The following is a 16,285-nucleotide window of genomic DNA, read 5'->3' as shown; positions in this document are numbered from 1 at the left end:
TGAAACATCCCCCACTAGTGAGCGGCGTCGGGCGCGATGTGCTGCGTCCCGATCCGCTTGCGGAACACCCAGTACGTCCAGCCCTGGTAGAGCAGCACCAGCGGGGTGGCGATCGCGGCACACCAGGTCATGATCTTCAGGGTGTACGGGCTCGACGACGCGTTCGTCACGGTAAGACTCCACTCGGGGTTGAGCGAAGACGGCATGACGTTCGGGAAGAGCGTGAAGAAGAGCATCGCCACCGCCGCGGCGATCGTGATGCCCGAGAGCGCGAACGACCAGCCCTCGCGCCCCACCTTGATCGCCCCGATGGCACCGACCAGCGCCACCACCGCGACGAGCATGGCACCCAGGCTCCAGCCGTCGCCCTTGTCCGCCTGGGTCCAGATCAGGAAGCCCAGCGCGAGGACGGCCGTGACCAGTCCCAGCTTCAGCGCGAGCGAACGGGCCCGGGCCCGGATGTCCCCCACCGTCTTGAGCGCGGCGAAGACCGTGCCGTGGAAGGTGAAGAGGGCGAGCGTGACCAGGCCGCCGAGGATCGCGTACGGGTTGAGCAGGTCGAAGAAGGTGCCGACGTACTCCTTCTCCGCGTCGATCTTCACCCCGCGCACGATGTTGCCGAAGGCGACGCCCCACAGCACGGCGGGGATCAGGGAGGTCCAGAAGATGGCCTCCTCCCAGTTGCGCTGCCAGTTCTCCTCGGGCCGCTTCGCCCGGTACTCGAAGGCGACACCGCGGACGATCAGACAGACCAGGATGATCAGCAGCGGCAGGTAGAAGCCGGAGAAGAGCGTCGCGTACCAGTCGGGGAAGGCGGCGAAGGTCGCGCCGCCCGCGGTCAGCAGCCACACCTCGTTGCCGTCCCAGACGGGCCCGATGGTGTTGATCAGGACCCGCTTCTCCGTGCGGTCGCGGGCGAGCAGCTTGGTGAGGACGCCGACCCCGAAGTCGAATCCCTCCAGGAAGAAGTAGCCGATCCAGAGGACGGCGATGAGTACGAACCAGACGTTGTGGAGTTCCATGCCTCGATCTCCTGAGCCTCAGTACGAGAAGGCCATGGGCCGGTCGGGGTCACGGTCGTCCCCGCCGATCTTGGTGGGCGGGTTGAGGTCGGCCTCGGTGAGCTCGGGCGGTCCGGCCTTGACGTACTTCACCAGCAGCTTGACCTCGATCACGGCGAGGACCGCGTAGAGCAGGGTGAAGATGATCATGGAGGTCAGGACCTCGCCCTGCGAGACACCGGGGGAGACGGCGTCCCTGGTCCGCAGCACGCCGTAGACGACCCAGGGCTGCCGGCCCATCTCGGTGAAGATCCATCCCCACGAGTTGGCGATGAGCGGGAAGGCCATGGTCCACAGGGCGACGATCCAGTACCACTTGGTGAACCGTGGGCTGAGCGCCTTCCGCTTGAACAGGACGAGGTTCGGCACCTCGTCCTCGCCGGTCCGCATCCCCGGCGCCAGCATGAACTTCTTCCTGGTCAGCCAGAGGCCGACCATGCCGATGGCCAGCGAGGCCATGCCGAAGCCGATCATCCAGCGGAAGCCCCAGTACGCGACGGGGATGTTGGGCCGGTAGTCGCCGGGGCCGAACTTCTCCTGCTCGGCCTTGTTGATGTCGTTGATGCCCGGGACGTACGAGCTGAAGTCGTCGTTCGCCAGGAACGACAGCAGCCCGGGGATCTCTATGGCCACCTTGTTGTGACCCTTGTCGACATCGCCGTAGGCGAAGATCGAGAAGGGAGCGGGTGCCTCGCCGTCCCACAGCGCCTCGGCGGCGGCCATCTTCATCGGCTGCTGCTTGAACATGACCTTGCCGAGCAGGTCGCCGCTGATGGCCGTGCCGAGTCCGGCGATGATCAGGGTGATCAGGCCGAGCCGCAGCGAGGTCCGCATGACCGGGACGTGCTTCTTGCGGGCCAGGTGGAAGGCGGAGATGCCCACCATGAACGCGCCACCGACCAGGAACGCGGCCGTCATGGTGTGGAAGAACTGGGTGAGCGCGGTGTTCTGCGTCAGGACCAGCCAGAAGTCGGTGAGCTCGGCCCGCCCGCGCTCCTCGTTGATCCGGTAGCCGACCGGGTGCTGCATCCAGGAGTTGGCCGCGAGGATGAAGTACGCGGAGAGGATGGTGCCGATCGAGACCATCCACATGCAGGCCAGGTGGATCCTCTTCGGCAGCTTGTCCCAGCCGAAGATCCACAGGCCGATGAACGTGGACTCGAAGAAGAACGCGATCAGCGCCTCGAAGGCGAGCGGCGCGCCGAAGATGTCTCCGACGAAGCGCGAGTAGTCGGACCAGTTCATGCCGAACTGGAACTCCTGGACGATGCCGGTGACGACACCCATCGCGATGTTGATCAGGAAGAGCTTGCCCCAGAACTTCGTCGCCCTGAGGTACTTCTCCTTCTCCGTCCGCACCCAGGCCGTCTGGAGACCGGCGGTGAGCGCGGCGAGAGAGATCGTCAGAGGGACGAAGAGAAAGTGGTAGACGGTGGTGATGCCGAACTGCCATCGCGCCAGAGTCTCTGGCGCCAGAGCTAGGTCCACGTCGTCAATCTCCTTACATCGCCGTGGTCACAACGGCAGTTTGCCCCTTTAATCCCACCTATTACGGGAGGAATAGAGACACGCTTGTGAACGCGTTCACATTCACAAGCATTATGGCTCATACGAAATCCGTACGTAAGACCGGGGTACCCCTACTCGAAGGTCACCCCTTCCCCAGGCCTTCAACATATTGTTGAATCTGGGGCATGACCCTTCGGATCCGCATCTCATGGCCCGCCGGACACACCACGGCGACCCTCGAAGAAACCCCCACGAGCACGGCGCTCGCGGGGGCTCTCCCGATCGTCTCCACCGCCCGCACCTGGGGCGAGGAGGTCTACTTCGACACTCCGGTCTCCACCGCCGTCGAGGCCGGCGCGCGGCAGGTGGTGGAGCCGGGCACGGTCGCGTTCTGGACGGAGGGCGACGCCCTCGCGCTCCCCTACGGCCCCACCCCGATATCCCGGGGCGACGAATGCCGGCTCGCCAGCCCGTGCAACCTGCTGGGCGCGCTCGACGGCGACCCCCGCGTCCTGGCCACCGTCAGGGACGGCGACCCGATCCGCGTGGAGCGCGCCGAGGCCTGACCGCACCGACCGGCCGACCGGCCGACCCCAGCCGGCACGCTCCCGAGCCGGCGCGCTCCCGCGCCGACCCCTGTCAGACGTCCCTGCGGAAGCCCTCCGCCGTCTTCAGGAACAGGTCGTTCGCCTCACTCTCACCGATCGTGACGCGCACGCCCTCCCCCGCGAACGGCCGCACCACCACGCCGTGCCGTTCGCACTCCGCCGCGAAGTCCAGCGTCCGCTCACCGAGCCGCAGCCAGACGAAGTTCGCCTGGGTGTCCGGCACGGTCCAGCCCTGGGCCACGAGCCCCGCGTGGACCCGCTCGCGCTCGGCCACCAACGAGCCGACCCGTCCAAGCAGTTCGTCCTCGGCCCGCAGCGAGGCCACCGCCGCGTCCTGCGCCAGCTGACTCACGCCGAACGGCACCGCCGTCTTGCGCAGCGCCGCCGCCACCGGCTCATGGGCGATCGCGAAGCCGACCCGCAGCCCCGCCAGGCCGTACGCCTTGGAGAAGGTGCGCAGCACCGCGACGTTCGGACGGTCGCGGTACAGCTCGATGCCGTCCGGGATCTCCGTGTCCCGGACGAACTCGCGGTACGCCTCGTCGATGACCACCAGGACGTCGGAGGGCACCCGGTCCAGGAACCGCTCCAGCTCGGCCCTGCGGACCGCGGTGCCCGTGGGGTTGTTCGGGTTGCACACGAAGATCAGCCGGGTGCGGTCGGTGATCGCCTCGGCCATCGCGTCGAGGTCGTGCACCTCGCCGTCGGTCAGCGGCACCTGCACCGAGGTCGCCCCGCTGATCTGCGTGATGATCGGGTACGCCTCGAAGGACCGCCAGGCGTAGATGACCTCGTCGCCCGGGCCCGAGGTGGCCTGGATCAGCGACTGAGCCACGCCCACCGAGCCCGTGCCGGTCGCCAGGTGCGCGAGCGGCACCCCGAAGCGGTCGGCGAGCTCGTTCATCAGGCCGGTGCAGGCCATGTCCGGGTACCGGTTGAAGGCACCGGCGGCGGCCACCGCGCTCTCCATCACACCGGGCAGCGGCGGGTACGGGTTCTCGTTGGAGGACAGCTTGAAGGCGACCGGACCGCCCGCGGCGGCCGGCTTGCCCGGCTTGTAGGTGGGGATGCCGTCCAGCACGGAGCGCAGCTTCGGGCCGCCCTCGCCCGCCCCGTCCGTACCGCCCACTCCTGCGGTGTCGCTCACTGCGCTCACTGTGGTCCTCCTCGACCGTCCGTACCACCAATGCTCCTCACCTTATGAGGATTCGCCTCCGCTGCGAATGGGCTGTGGACAACGGATGGCGGATGCTGTGGACAACTGGGGGAGCGCGCGATCGGGTGGCGCGCGCTGGTGGCGGGCGCCGTGGCGCGCGTCGCCCGTAGAGGTGAGTTGAGACCTCTTCGAGACATGGGCTCCCTGGCAGGCCCATGCGGGTCGACAACCATAGATCACACGCTAGACCCCTTAACTCCCTTGCCTTCGAAGGCAATTGAGGGTTCTCGATCATGCAGAAACGTGCCTGTCAACGAGTGAATATGCGGGCGTCCCAACCACCCGCCCTCGCCCTACTATCGGCTCGCCATGACAGCAGCAGGGAAGCACCAGGTGAGCCGGGCACAGACCCGGGGAAGCCGGCAGGGGCGAGCGGGCATCCGGGATGTGGCCGCCGCCGCCGGGGTCTCCATCACGACTGTCTCCGACGCGCTCAACGGCAAGGGCCGGCTCCCGGACGCCACCCGCCGCCACGTCCGCGAGGTCGCAGACCGGCTGGGCTACCGCCCATCCGCGGCGGCCCGCACGCTCCGCACCGGCAAGTCGGGCCTCATCGGCCTGACCGTGACCACATACGGGGATGAACCTTTCACCTTCACCGAATTCGCGTACTTCGCGGAGATGGCCAGAGCCGCCACATCGGCCGCGCTCGCCCGGGGCTACGCCCTGGTCATCCTGCCCGCGACCTCCCGCCATGACGTCTGGTCGAACGTCGCCCTCGACGGCACCGTCGTCATCGACCCCTCCGACCACGACCCGGTCGTCACCGAGCTCGTCCGCCAGGGCCTGCCCGTCGTCTCCGACGGACGCCCCGCCGGCACCCTCCCGGTGACCGCCTGGGTCGACAACGACCACGAAGCCGCCGTCCTCGACCTCCTCGACCACCTCGCCGACGCCGGCGCCCGCCGAATCGGCCTTCTCACCGGCACGACCACCGACACGTACACCCGCCTGTCCACCACCGCGTACCTCAACTGGTGCGAGCGGGTCGGCCAGGACCCCGTCTACGAGGCCTATCCGGCGCACGATCCGTGCGCGGGCGCCGTCGCGGCCGACCGGCTGCTCGCCCGCCCCGACCGTCCCGACGCCGTCTACGGCCTCTTCGACCCGAACGGAACCGATCTGCTGGCGGCCGCCCGCCGCTACGGACTGCGCGTACCGGACGATCTGCTGCTGGTCTGCTGCAGCGAGTCGACCGTCTACGCCAACACCGAACCGCCCATCACGACCCTCTCGCTCAAACCGCGCCGGATCGGCACGGCCGTCGTCCAGCTCCTCATCGACGCCATCGAGGGGATCGACACCGACGGACCGGTCGAGCAGGTGATACCGACCGAACTCATCGTCCGGACGTCCTCCCAGAGGCGTTCGCCGCGAACGACGGTCAGCCCGCCCCGGTCTCCCGCGAAGGACTGAAAGGGTCGGCTTTGGGGCCGTGCCGGACACAAACTCCGGCCCGGCCCTGCTCCGACCCTGGACCGGACCTTCTCAATTCGGGCGAAACAACCGGTGAACCCGGAGTGGACCCGGATTCACCACCCCTGGTGCGTCACACAGGCGGACCCTCATTCCTATGATGGGCGCACGACACCGCGGACCACCCCGACCAGGCCGGTCCGCGATGTGCAGGGCATCGCGACGGTGGTGGAGGGGTCGATGACTCAGGGGGCCGGGCAGGAACCCGTGGTGCGCACGGCGACATTGCGTGACTTCCGCGTACCGCCGTACGCCCGCGTGCCCGTGCAGGGCCAACCCCTGGAGCCCCCCGCGGGGCATCCCGTCGTCCCCGACGAGATCGTCCGGCCCGTCGCGGACCCCACCCTCCACCTCGGCCTCGGCGCCTCCGCCCTGTCCTCCCTCACGCCCCCGGTCTCGCTCTCCGCGGCCCTTCCCGGTCACCCCGGGAACGCCTTTCCGGACGACGAGCTGCCCGAGGGCTACACCCCCACCGAGCGCGACCTCCCGGTGATCAACCGGGGAGACACCGTCCAGGTCCGCGTGGACCCGGTCCCGTCCCCCGCGCCCGCCCCTGCCGCCGGCGAGGGCCCCGGACCGCTCTACGTGGTCGGCGACGTCCACGGCTACCTCGACGAACTCGTCGCCGCCCTGCGCGAGCAGGGACTCATCGACGAGGCCGGCGCCTGGTCCGCGGGCAACGCCCGCCTCTGGTTCCTCGGCGACTTCACGGACCGCGGTCCCGACGGCATCGGGGTCATCGACCTCGTCATGCGCCTGTCCGCGGAGGCCGCCGCCGCCGGTGGCTACTGCAAGGCCCTGATGGGCAACCACGAGCTGCTCCTGATCGGCGCCAAGCGCTTCGGGGACACCCCCGTCAACTCCGGGGCCGGCACCGCCACCTTCCAGGCCGCCTGGCTGCTCAACGGCGGCCAGAAGCACGACATGGACCGGCTCCAGGACGTCCACATGCAGTGGATGGCCCGGCTCGACGCCGTGGTGGAGGAGGACGGGCATCTGCTCATGCACTCCGACACCACCGCCTACCTCGAGTACGGCAGCACCATCGAGGACGTCAACGAGACCGTCCACGAGATCCTCAACCGGAACGACGCGGACGAGGTCTGGGACGTGTTCCGCAAGTTCACCAAGCGCTTCGCCTTCCGCGACGACGCCGGCCCCCAGGCCGTCCAGGAGCTCCTCTCCACCTACGGTGGCAGCCGCGTCGTGCACGGCCACAGCCCCATCCCGTACCTCCTGGGCCAGGTCGGCACCGAGGACGGCGAGGGCGGCTCGGGCCCGGGCGTCGACGGTCCGCACGTGTACGCGGACGGACTGGCGATCGCCATGGACGGCGGAGTGACCATGGCCGGAAAGCTGCTGGTCGTCCAACTCCCCCTGCATGGCTGACGCATAACGCTGCGCATCCGGGGAAGTCGATTTCAGGAAACCCCCTGTCACCCTGTGCCATAACCGCAATACCATCGGATCATCCGTAGCAGGCTCTCCTCCGTTTCCGCCCAACCGGCCGTAAATCCCACGGTCAACGCGGCCCTACGGAGCATCGGGGGATGCACATGAACGTGGCTCCGCACCTGCTGACCGAGGATCGTGCCGAGTACGAGCGCCTCCTCGACGACGCACTGCGCAACGCGTACGACCATCCAGATCTCGCCGAGATCGGGAAACGGCTCACGGCCGGCCAACTGCGCACGATGGCGCTGAGCGCGACGGCCCTGATCACCGCCGCGGCGGCGATCGAGTACGACCACTTCGTGAAAGTCCGCGAAGAGGTCCGCTCACCGAGCGGTACGAGCGTGATGGACGCCGTCCTGACGGCGGACGGCGACGGGGCGAGCGGCGGCCCGGGAGCGGGCATCGTCGCGATCGTCACCGTCCTCGCGCCGGTCCTCGCCGGACCGGCCGCGCTGATATTCCTGCTGGTCGGCGCCGTGCTGAAGGTGCTCGCACCCACGCTCACCGTCGCCGACACCCTGCTGACCGCAGGCTGGTTCTTCGGGGCCGTCGCCGCCGCCGGCCTCTTCTGCGCCGCCGTCGGGCTGCTGGTCACGGCGCTGCGCAACCGCTCCACGGAAGTGGCCGCGAGCGACCCACCCCGTACGGAAGCGGACGACGAGCTGTCCCGGGCCCGGGAGGCCTGGCGCCGCGCCCTGCTGGAACGGGGCATCCTGCCGTTCCTCCGCGAGGCCCTGGCCGCCCCCGGACCGCTGGACCCACCGTCCGTGCCACCGCCGCGCACCGACCGCATAGCCAAATTCGGCTACAGCGGACCGGACTTCTCCAGCCCGAACGAAGGCTCGTCCGGAACGCGCCCCACCTTCACGAGCCCCGACTACACCGGGCCCGAGTTCACGAGCCCGGACTTCACCGGCCCCGGCCACACCGGCCCGGAGATCGGCCCTTCGGAACACCGACCGGACTGAGCCGGAGCCCCAGGAGCGGCACGGCCACCTGGTTCGCGCGGACGGGGCCCCGGAAACCGGCGGCGGCGCCCAAGGGCCCGCGATCCCCCCGTGGATCGCGGGCCCTTCCGGTTACTGCTCCGCCAGCGGCAGGTAGACGCGGTTGCCGGCCGCCGCGAACTCCTTGGACTTCTCCGCCATGCCGGCCGAGATCTCGTCCGCCTTGAGGTCGCCGCCGTGCTCCCGGCGGATGTCCTGCGAGATCTTCATCGAGCAGAACTTCGGACCGCACATCGAGCAGAAGTGCGCGGTCTTCGCGGGCTCCGCCGGAAGCGTCTCGTCGTGGAACTCACGGGCCGTGTCCGGGTCGAGCGCCAGGTTGAACTGGTCCTCCCAGCGGAACTCGAACCGCGCGTCCGACAGCGCGTCGTCCCACTCCTGCGCCCCCGGGTGCCCCTTGGCCAGATCCGCCGCGTGCGCCGCGATCTTGTACGTGATGACGCCGGTCTTCACGTCGTCGCGGTTGGGCAGGCCCAGGTGCTCCTTGGGCGTGACGTAGCAGAGCATCGCCGTGCCCCACCAGGCGATCATCGCGGCGCCGATGCCCGAGGTGATGTGGTCGTACGCGGGCGCGACATCCGTGGTCAGCGGGCCGAGGGTGTAGAACGGCGCCTCCTCGCAGATCTCCTGCTGGAGGTCGATGTTCTCCTTGATCTTGTGCATCGGGACGTGCCCGGGGCCCTCGATCATCGTCTGCACGTTGTGCCGCTTGGCGATCGTGTTCAGCTCGCCGAGCGTGCGCAGTTCGGCGAACTGCGCCTCGTCGTTGGCGTCCGCGATCGAGCCGGGCCGCAGGCCGTCGCCGAGCGAGTACGTGACGTCGTACGTCGCGAGGATCTCGCAGAGTTCCTCGAAGTTCGTGTAGAGGAAGTTCTCCTTGTGGTGCGCGAGGCACCAGGCGGCCATGATCGAGCCGCCGCGCGAGACGATGCCGGTCTTGCGACGGGCGGTCAGCGGGACGTACGGCAGCAGCACGCCGGCGTGAACCGTCATGTAGTCGACGCCCTGCTCGGCCTGCTCGATGACGGTGTCCTTGTAGATCTCCCAGGTCAGCTCCTCGGCCTTCCCGTCGACCTTCTCCAGGGCCTGGTAGAGCGGCACGGTGCCGATCGGCACGGGAGAGTTGCGCAGCACCCACTCGCGCGTGGTGTGGATGTTGCGGCCGGTGGACAGGTCCATGACCGTGTCGGCGCCCCACTTGGTCGCCCAGGTCATCTTCTCCACCTCCTCCTCGATGGAGGAGGTGACGGCGGAGTTGCCGATGTTGGCGTTGACCTTCACCAGGAACCGCTTGCCGATGATCATCGGCTCGATCTCGGGGTGGTTGACGTTGGCCGGGAGTACGGCACGCCCCGCCGCGATCTCCTCCCGTACGACCTCGGGAGAAACGTTCTCGCGGATCGCGACGTACTCCATCTCCGGGGTGATCTCGCCCCGGCGGGCGTACGCGAGCTGGGTCACGGCCTCGCCGCCGCGGCCCCGGCGGGGCAGGCGCGGGCGGCCGGGGAAGACGGCGTCGAGGTTCTTCAGCCCACCGCCGCGCGGCGAGGTGTGCTTGATGCCGTCGTCCTCGGGACGGACCGGGCGGCCCGCGTACTCCTCGGTGTCGCCCCGCCCGATGATCCAGTTCTCGCGCAGCGGCGGCAGGCCCCGCCGTACGTCGGTGTCGATGGTGGGGTCGGTGTACGGACCGGACGTGTCGTACAGCGTCACGTCCTTGCCGTTGGTGAGGTGCACCTGCCGGACGGGCACGCGGAGGTCGGGGCGCGAGCCCTCGACGTACCCCTTGTGCCAACCCGGCTTGCGCTCGTCCTGGCCGGCGTTCTCGCTGGTGGCAGGCGTGCGTGCATCCTGAATGGTCATGAGACCGATCTCCCTACGCCGGCATTACCCGGTAACAGGTTCGGCGGTCGGCGCAGCCTCCTCCCGTACGTACATTCAGTACGCGCGTACGGTGATCAGCGCCCTCTCAGCCCGGTGCTCCGAGCTCCCGCGTGTGCAAAGGTGTCACCACGCTAGCGTCAATCCGGCCGTGCTGAACAGTGGGCCCCCGTCGTTCTTGCGATGATCGGTCGGTGACTTCCTCGCAGCAGACCCCAGAACCCGACGGTCATGACGGCCCTGGCGCCCATGGCGACGCGGGCCACGGGCACGGCCATTCGCACAGCCATGGGCCGGCCGCGCCCGTCTCCCGGCACCTGCGCAGGGTCATCGCCGCTGTCCTGATCCCGTTCGCCGCGGCGGTGGTGGTCGGGCTCGTGGTGCTGTGGCCCGGCGGCGCCCCGGAGCACGAGCGCACCGGCGTCGGCTTCGACCGGCAGACGTACCAGGGCAAGGTCGTCTCGGTGGAGCAGGTCGACTGCAAGGACGTGAACGCCGCTCAGGTCCCGCCGACCGGCGACACCTCGACGCCCGAGGGGCGCGAGGCGGTCAACGCCCAGCAGGGGGAGTGCGAGAAGGCGACGATCGAGGTCACGAGCGGTCCGGACGAGGGCCGTACGTTCGTCGAGATCGTGCAGCCGGACGCGCCGCGTCAACTCGACGAGGGCCAGGGCGTGGTGGTGGCGTACGCGCCGGACGCGCCGCGCGACCTGCAGTACTCGGTGACGGACGTGAATCGCAAGGTGCCGCTGGCGGTGCTCGGCCTGATCTTCGCCGTGGCGGTCGTGCTGGTCGGCCGGATGCGCGGCGTGATGGCGCTGATCGCGCTCGCCGTGAGCTTCATGATCCTGACCTTCTTCATCCTCCCGGCGATCCTTCAGGGTTCGAATCCGCTGGTGGTGGCGGTGGTCGGGTCGAGCGCGATCATGCTGATCGCGCTCTACATGTGCCACGGCCTGTCCGCCCGCACCTCGGTCGCGGTGCTCGGCACCCTGATCTCGCTGCTGCTGATCGGACTGCTCGGCTCGTTCTTCATCAGCTGGGCCTCGCTGAGCGGCAATACGGACGACAACACCGGTCTGATCCACGGGCTCTACCCGGACATCGACATGTCCGGTCTGCTGCTCGCGGGCATCATCATCGGCTCGCTCGGTGTCCTCGACGATGTGACGGTGACCCAGACCTCGGCGGTGTGGGAGCTGCACCAGGCCGATCCCCGTCTCGGCCCGCGCGGTCTCTACCGGGCGGGCATCAGGATCGGCCGCGACCACATCGCGTCCGTGGTGAACACGCTGGTCCTCGCGTACGCCGGCGCGGCCCTGCCCCTGCTGCTGCTCTTCTCCATCGCGCAGAGCAGCGTGGGGACGGTGGCCAACAGCGAACTCGTCGCGGAGGAGATCGTCCGCACGCTGGTCGGTTCGATCGGTCTTGTCGCCTCCGTTCCGGTCACGACCGTTCTCGCCGCGCTCGTGGTCTCGGCGGACCGGCCGGGGGGAGCGGCAGCGGCCGGCGGGGCGGGCGGAGCCGGCTCGCCGGGCTCGCTGGAGAAGCGTTCATCCAGGCCCTCCGGACGCGGGCGGCGCCGCCGCGCGAAGTGACCGGTCAGCCGGCGTTGTGACCGGTCAGCCGGCGTTCTCCTCCGCGAGGATCCGGCCGAGCGCCGCCTCCAGGTTGTCCTCGAAGTCGCCCAGTGTCCGTTCCTGACCGAGTGGAACCAGCTTGTCCGTCCGGTCGAGGAAGGCGACGAGCGGCGGCGCGCTGGCCCGGAACAGGGCCCGGTCGCTGCCGACCTGGAGCCGGATGGCGACGTCCGACAGGCCCTCGGGGTCGGTCGGCGCGATGTGCACATCGCCGTCGCCGCTCGGTCGGTTGATGCCGTCGAGCAGCAGCTCTCGGCCGAACGCCCAGGTCACGGGCGCGTCTCCGGGAAGGTGGAACGTCATCCGCACCGCGTAGGGATCCCGGGTCTCGTACCGCAGTTCCACCGGGATCCTGAAGGAGAGCTCCTCGGAGACGAGGAAGCTCATCAGGACCTCGGCCTGAACCGACTCTCGCATCATGTACCCCGCAGTCGATGGAGCAGTTGTGTAAACACGGCTGCTGAAAGCTGTTATCAAAACGGCCAGGAATGATCCCCCATGGCCCTCTTGACGCAATCGTGCTGGAAGGGCTAGCAGATCACAAGGAGTGATTTTTCAGATACTGATAGAGAACGCGAAGGAACTGAGGAGCCTTCCGATCTCATTGCGTAGCCGATCGACTGCGGGCAGCAACCGTTCTTCCTGGTGAAGGGGGAGGGAAATGGCCATGGCGGCTGCCGTGGACCCCGCCGTGATGGGGATCGCGGCACAAACTGTGCCGAGCGCATATTCCTGACGCTCCACCAGGGGCTCCATTCGCCCCATACCGCCCAAACGATCCAAAAGCGCACTCTGGTTACGCACCGTGTACGGAGTGATGGCTTCCACCGGATGGCGGTCGAGGTGGTCTTGACGACTCTTCAAATCCAGTTGGCTGAGCAGGCACTGCCCGATCGCGTGCGCGTGCCCCGTCTCACGGAAGTCGGCCCACTCGTCCACGGCGGGGGCGGCGGGGGTGTCGGCGACGGCGACGAGTTCGATCTCGCCCTCGCGGTAGATCGCGAAGTAGACGGGGACCCCGATCTCGTCGCGCCAGTGCGCGAGAGAGTCTTCGATCTTGGTGCGACGATTCTGCAGAACTCCGCCACCGGCGAGACGACCTGCTGCGTCGCCGAAGACGAACACACCCTTCTCGCGGCGTAGATAGCCTTCGTGCGTCAGGGTGCGGAGTAGGTGGTACGCGGTGGGCAGCGGAAGTCCTGCCTCACGCGCCAGTTGCTTGGCAGGGGCCCCGTCCTCGTGGGAGCCCACGGCCTCCAAGAGTCTCAGCGCCCGCTGTACCGAGCCGATCAGCGTAGGAACGGCGGACTGCGTAGCCGTGGCCAAAGGTCACCCCCAGGCGTGACGACGGGTGCCGTACACCCGCCCGCGGGGGCCGCCCCCGCGCCCGCCGCGGCCTGGGAACCGGTGGGGTCCGGTGGCGGACCCGCCCGAGACACGTGGACACCCGCGGATCAGCGCGGAAGGTTGGCCTGTTTTCCCCGGGGCGGCAGAGATTTTCCACTCTAATGGCAGCTCCCAGGCCTGGCCCCGGTTTCCAGGGCGGCGTCCCTCGGCCGGGCTAACGCCCGGCCGACGCCCCGTACCGGCGGGTAGATCGTGCTACCAATCCTCGCGCGAGGTCGAGGAGGACATGAACTTCCGTACGACGTAGATCAGTCCACCGACCAGGGCGACGAAGACCAGAACCTTGAAGAGCAGACCGATCACGATGGACGCGATGCTCATGATCAGGCCACCGAAGACGAACAGGGCGATGACGGGTATGGCGACCCACTTCACCCACCAGGGCATCCCCGCGAGAATCTCTTGTACCGCCATCGCGCCTACCTCATCTCCCGAAGAGTCCGTCCCGCGCACTCTGCGCCGGACACCTTCGATGCTAGGTGCGGCACCTGCGCCGCGGGGGCCTCGGAGCCCTTGCTCTCCCCTGATCGACCCCCTAGGGGAATTCAGCCCTCCGGCGGCGAGAAGACCACCATGACCCGCAGGTCCTCGGTGATGTGGTGGAACTTGTGGGCCACACCGGCCGGCACGTAGACGACACTGCCCCGCGCCACCTGCGTCGTCTCCATGCCCACGGTGATCGCGGCCCGCCCGCTCACGACGAAGTACACCTCGTCCTGGCCGTGAGGCTGTTGGGGGTCGAGCGCGCCGGCGTCGAGCGCGTACAGACCGACGGACATGTTCCGCTCGCGCAGGAACTGGAGGTACGCACCGTCGTTGGCGGCGCGCTCCGCCTCGAGTTCGTCCAGCCGGAATGATTTCATCGTGCTTTTGCCCCTGCCATTGGCCCGATCATGTCTGCCACGATCAGACACATGAAGAATTTTGTAGTCAAGACGCTCGCGAACGCGGGCGCCCTGGGAGTGGCCGTCTGGCTGGTCCCGGACATCGACCTGACCGGTGACAGCACCCCCGACAAGGCCTGGACTCTGATCCTCGTGGCCCTGGTTTTCGGGCTGGTGAACTTCTTGGTGAAGCCGATCGTCAAGCTGATCTCGCTTCCCCTTTTCATCCTCACGCTCGGCCTGATCACGCTGGTCATCAACGCGCTGATGCTGCTGCTGACCTCTTGGCTGGCCGACACACTCGGTCTGGACTTCCACGTCGACGGCTTCTGGGCGGCGGTCCTCGGCGGCCTGATCATCTCCGTCGTCTCCTGGGCGCTCAACGTCGTGCTCCCCGACGGGGACTGAGTGCGCACGATGACCTACCGCGTCTGTTTCGTCTGCACGGGCAACATCTGCCGCTCGCCGATGGCCGAGTCCGTCTTCCGCGCCCGCGTGGAGGAGGCCGGCCTGGCGGACACCGTCGAGGTGGACAGCGCGGGCACCGGCGGCTGGCACGAGGGCCACGCCGCCGACCCGCGTACCGTCGCCGTCCTGGAGGACCACGGCTACGCCTCGGGGCACACCGCCCGCCAGTTCCGCGCCTCGTGGTTCCCCGCGCTCGACCTGGTCATCGCCCTCGACGAGGGGCACGTCCGCGAACTGCGGCGGCTCGCCCCGACGCCCGAGGACGCGGCGAAGGTGCGGCTGCTGCGCTCGTACGACCCGGCGGCCGACGACCTCGACGTGCCGGACCCGTACTACGGCGGGACGGACGGCTTCGAGGAGTGCCTGGAGATGGTGGAGGCGGCGAGCGAAGGACTGCTGGCCGCCGTACGGAAGAGTGCGGAGGAGCGGTCGGTATGAGCACGGACGCGTATGACGGCGCCGAGGACCTCGGCGGCATGGACGACATCGGCGCCGTCGGTGACGGGACACGGGCGGTACGGGCGGGGCTTCCCGAGCCGGTGAAGTACGAACCGACGCTGCCGGGACCGGTCTTCGCCGCCCACTTCCATCTGCCGGGCGACCCCACCGGCCCCTATACGTACGGGCGGGACGAGAACCCCACCTGGACCCATCTGGAACGCGCCATCGGCGAGCTGGAGGCGCCGGGGGAGCCGGGCGTCGAGACGCTCGTCTTCGCCTCGGGCATGGCCGCCATCTCGGCCGTCCTCTTCTCCCAGTTGAAGACGGGCGACGTGGTGGTCATGCCGGCGGACGGCTACCAGGCGCTGCCGCTGCTCCACGAGCAGCTCAGGGCGTACGGGATCGAGGTCCGCACCGCGCCGACCGGCAGCGACGCCCAGTTGTCCGTCCTGGAGGGCGCGCGGCTGCTGTGGATCGAGACGCCCTCCAACCCGGGGCTGGACGTCTGCGACATCCGCCGCCTGGTGCGCGCGGCACACGAGGGCGGGGCCCTGGTCGCCGTCGACAACACCCTCGCCACCCCGCTCGGCCAGCGGCCCCTGGAGCTCGGCGCGGACTTCTCCGTCGCGAGCGACACCAAGGGCATGACCGGCCACGGCGACATCCTCCTCGGCCACGTCAGCTGCCGCGATCCGCGGCGCGCGGCGGAGGTACGGCGCTGGCGCAAGGTCGTCGGCGCGATCCCGGGCCCCATGGAGGCCTGGCTCGCCCACCGCTCCCTCGCCACGCTCCAGCTCCGCATCGACCGCCAGTGCGCCTCCGCGCTGGCGCTCGCCGAGGCACTGGCCAAGCGGGACGAGGTCACCGGGCTGCGGTATCCCGGGCTGCCGGACGACCCCTCGCACACGGTGGCGGCCGCGCAGATGCGGCGCTTCGGGCCCGTGGTCTCCTTCGTGCTCCCCGACCGGGACCGGGCCGAGCGGTTCCTCGACGGGCTGCGGATCGTGGACGACGCGACCAGCTTCGGCGGGGTGCGCTCGACGGCCGAGCGGCGCGGGAGGTGGGGCGGCGACGCCGTGCCGGAGGGCTTCATCCGCTTCTCCGTCGGGGCGGAGGACCCCGAGGACCTGATCGCGGACGTGCTGCGCGCCCTCGAGGCGGCGGACACCGCCGGCTGACGCACGCGGAGTCGGGGCGCTCCGAGCCTCCCCCCTCATGGCTCGGAACGCCCC

Annotated in this window: 16 protein-coding genes; 8 read left to right on the top strand and 8 right to left on the bottom strand. The window is 69.0% G+C overall.

The annotated features are described in order from the left end of the window. Window positions 1–14: 14 nt before the first annotated feature. The gene (gene cydB, locus ACWCO8_RS12905) at window positions 15–1,022 is read right to left on the bottom strand and encodes a cytochrome d ubiquinol oxidase subunit II (protein ID WP_451032256.1); all 1,008 of its coding nucleotides are present in this window, start codon (window positions 1,020–1,022) and stop codon (window positions 15–17) included. 18 nt (window positions 1,023–1,040) lie between these two features. Beyond that, window positions 1,041–2,549: a cytochrome ubiquinol oxidase subunit I gene (locus tag ACWCO8_RS12900; RefSeq protein ID WP_362005265.1), complete on the bottom strand. Its 1,509-nt coding sequence runs from the start codon at window positions 2,547–2,549 to the stop codon at window positions 1,041–1,043. Between the two features lie 206 nt (window positions 2,550–2,755). On the opposite strand from ACWCO8_RS12900, the gene ACWCO8_RS12895 reads away from it, so the two are divergent. Continuing rightward, on the top strand, window positions 2,756–3,136 hold the full coding sequence (locus tag ACWCO8_RS12895; RefSeq protein WP_451032255.1) for a cyclophilin-like fold protein: 381 nt from the start codon (window positions 2,756–2,758) through the stop codon (window positions 3,134–3,136). 73 nt (window positions 3,137–3,209) lie between these two features. Here the strand turns inward: ACWCO8_RS12895 and hisC are convergent, their stop codons facing one another. After that, window positions 3,210–4,307, bottom strand: a complete 1,098-nt coding sequence (gene hisC, locus ACWCO8_RS12890) for a histidinol-phosphate transaminase (RefSeq protein ID WP_451032405.1) — start codon at window positions 4,305–4,307, stop codon at window positions 3,210–3,212. A 396-nt stretch (window positions 4,308–4,703) separates the two neighbouring features. On the opposite strand from hisC, the gene ACWCO8_RS12885 reads away from it, so the two are divergent. The 3 genes from ACWCO8_RS12885 (at window position 4,704) to ACWCO8_RS12875 (ending at window position 8,293) form a co-directional block, all read left to right on the top strand. Next, the gene (locus tag ACWCO8_RS12885; RefSeq protein ID WP_315894917.1) at window positions 4,704–5,810 is read left to right on the top strand and encodes a LacI family DNA-binding transcriptional regulator; all 1,107 of its coding nucleotides are present in this window, start codon (window positions 4,704–4,706) and stop codon (window positions 5,808–5,810) included. A gap of 225 nt (window positions 5,811–6,035) precedes the next feature. Next, window positions 6,036–7,259, top strand: coding sequence for a metallophosphoesterase (locus tag ACWCO8_RS12880; protein WP_451032404.1), 1,224 nt, complete (start codon window positions 6,036–6,038; stop codon window positions 7,257–7,259). A gap of 161 nt (window positions 7,260–7,420) precedes the next feature. Continuing rightward, complete coding sequence (locus ACWCO8_RS12875; RefSeq protein ID WP_451032254.1) at window positions 7,421–8,293, top strand: hypothetical protein; 873 nt, start codon at window positions 7,421–7,423, stop codon at window positions 8,291–8,293. Between the two features lie 111 nt (window positions 8,294–8,404). Here the strand turns inward: ACWCO8_RS12875 and thiC are convergent, their stop codons facing one another. Further along, window positions 8,405–10,195 carry a phosphomethylpyrimidine synthase ThiC gene (gene thiC, locus ACWCO8_RS12870; protein ID WP_362005273.1) on the bottom strand — a complete coding sequence of 597 codons (1,791 nt, stop codon included), beginning with the start codon at window positions 10,193–10,195 and terminating at the stop codon, window positions 8,405–8,407. 212 nt (window positions 10,196–10,407) lie between these two features. Between thiC and ACWCO8_RS12865 the strand changes: the two genes are divergently transcribed. Then, complete coding sequence (locus ACWCO8_RS12865) at window positions 10,408–11,811, top strand: YibE/F family protein (protein WP_451032253.1); 1,404 nt, start codon at window positions 10,408–10,410, stop codon at window positions 11,809–11,811. A 24-nt stretch (window positions 11,812–11,835) separates the two neighbouring features. Here ACWCO8_RS12865 and ACWCO8_RS12860 read toward each other — a convergent pair whose 3' ends face one another. The 4 genes from ACWCO8_RS12860 to ACWCO8_RS12845 all read right to left on the bottom strand — a co-directional run bounded on the left by ACWCO8_RS12860 (window position 11,836) and on the right by ACWCO8_RS12845 (window position 14,123). Beyond that, window positions 11,836–12,270 carry an SsgA family sporulation/cell division regulator gene (locus tag ACWCO8_RS12860; RefSeq protein ID WP_315894956.1) on the bottom strand — a complete coding sequence of 145 codons (435 nt, stop codon included), beginning with the start codon at window positions 12,268–12,270 and terminating at the stop codon, window positions 11,836–11,838. Window positions 12,271–12,408: 138 nt separating this feature from the next. After that, a complete protein-coding gene (locus ACWCO8_RS12855) occupies window positions 12,409–13,179 on the bottom strand; it encodes an IclR family transcriptional regulator (RefSeq protein ID WP_451032252.1) in 771 nt (256 codons plus the stop codon). 276 nt (window positions 13,180–13,455) lie between these two features. Then, window positions 13,456–13,674 carry a DUF5326 family protein gene (locus tag ACWCO8_RS12850; protein ID WP_362005281.1) on the bottom strand — a complete coding sequence of 73 codons (219 nt, stop codon included), beginning with the start codon at window positions 13,672–13,674 and terminating at the stop codon, window positions 13,456–13,458. A gap of 131 nt (window positions 13,675–13,805) precedes the next feature. After that, window positions 13,806–14,123, bottom strand: a complete 318-nt coding sequence (locus ACWCO8_RS12845) for a cupin domain-containing protein (protein ID WP_451032251.1) — start codon at window positions 14,121–14,123, stop codon at window positions 13,806–13,808. Window positions 14,124–14,174: 51 nt separating this feature from the next. Here ACWCO8_RS12845 and ACWCO8_RS12840 point away from each other — a divergent pair, with 51 nt between their 5' ends. The 3 genes from ACWCO8_RS12840 to ACWCO8_RS12830 are packed head-to-tail and all read left to right on the top strand — an operon-like array spanning window position 14,175 to window position 16,231. Beyond that, window positions 14,175–14,552, top strand: a complete 378-nt coding sequence (locus tag ACWCO8_RS12840; protein ID WP_451032250.1) for a phage holin family protein — start codon at window positions 14,175–14,177, stop codon at window positions 14,550–14,552. Between the two features lie 9 nt (window positions 14,553–14,561). Beyond that, complete coding sequence (locus tag ACWCO8_RS12835; RefSeq protein WP_451032403.1) at window positions 14,562–15,050, top strand: low molecular weight protein-tyrosine-phosphatase; 489 nt, start codon at window positions 14,562–14,564, stop codon at window positions 15,048–15,050. Further along, complete coding sequence (locus ACWCO8_RS12830; protein WP_451032249.1) at window positions 15,047–16,231, top strand: cystathionine gamma-lyase; 1,185 nt, start codon at window positions 15,047–15,049, stop codon at window positions 16,229–16,231. The genes ACWCO8_RS12835 and ACWCO8_RS12830 overlap by 4 nt, the downstream gene beginning before the upstream one ends. The last annotated feature ends 54 nt before the right edge of the window (window positions 16,232–16,285 follow it).

The sequence above is a fragment of the Streptomyces sp. NPDC001927 genome, from assembly GCF_053594455.1.
Note: the sequence above shows the minus strand (reverse complement) of the source record. Positions and strands in the feature narration are given on the sequence as shown.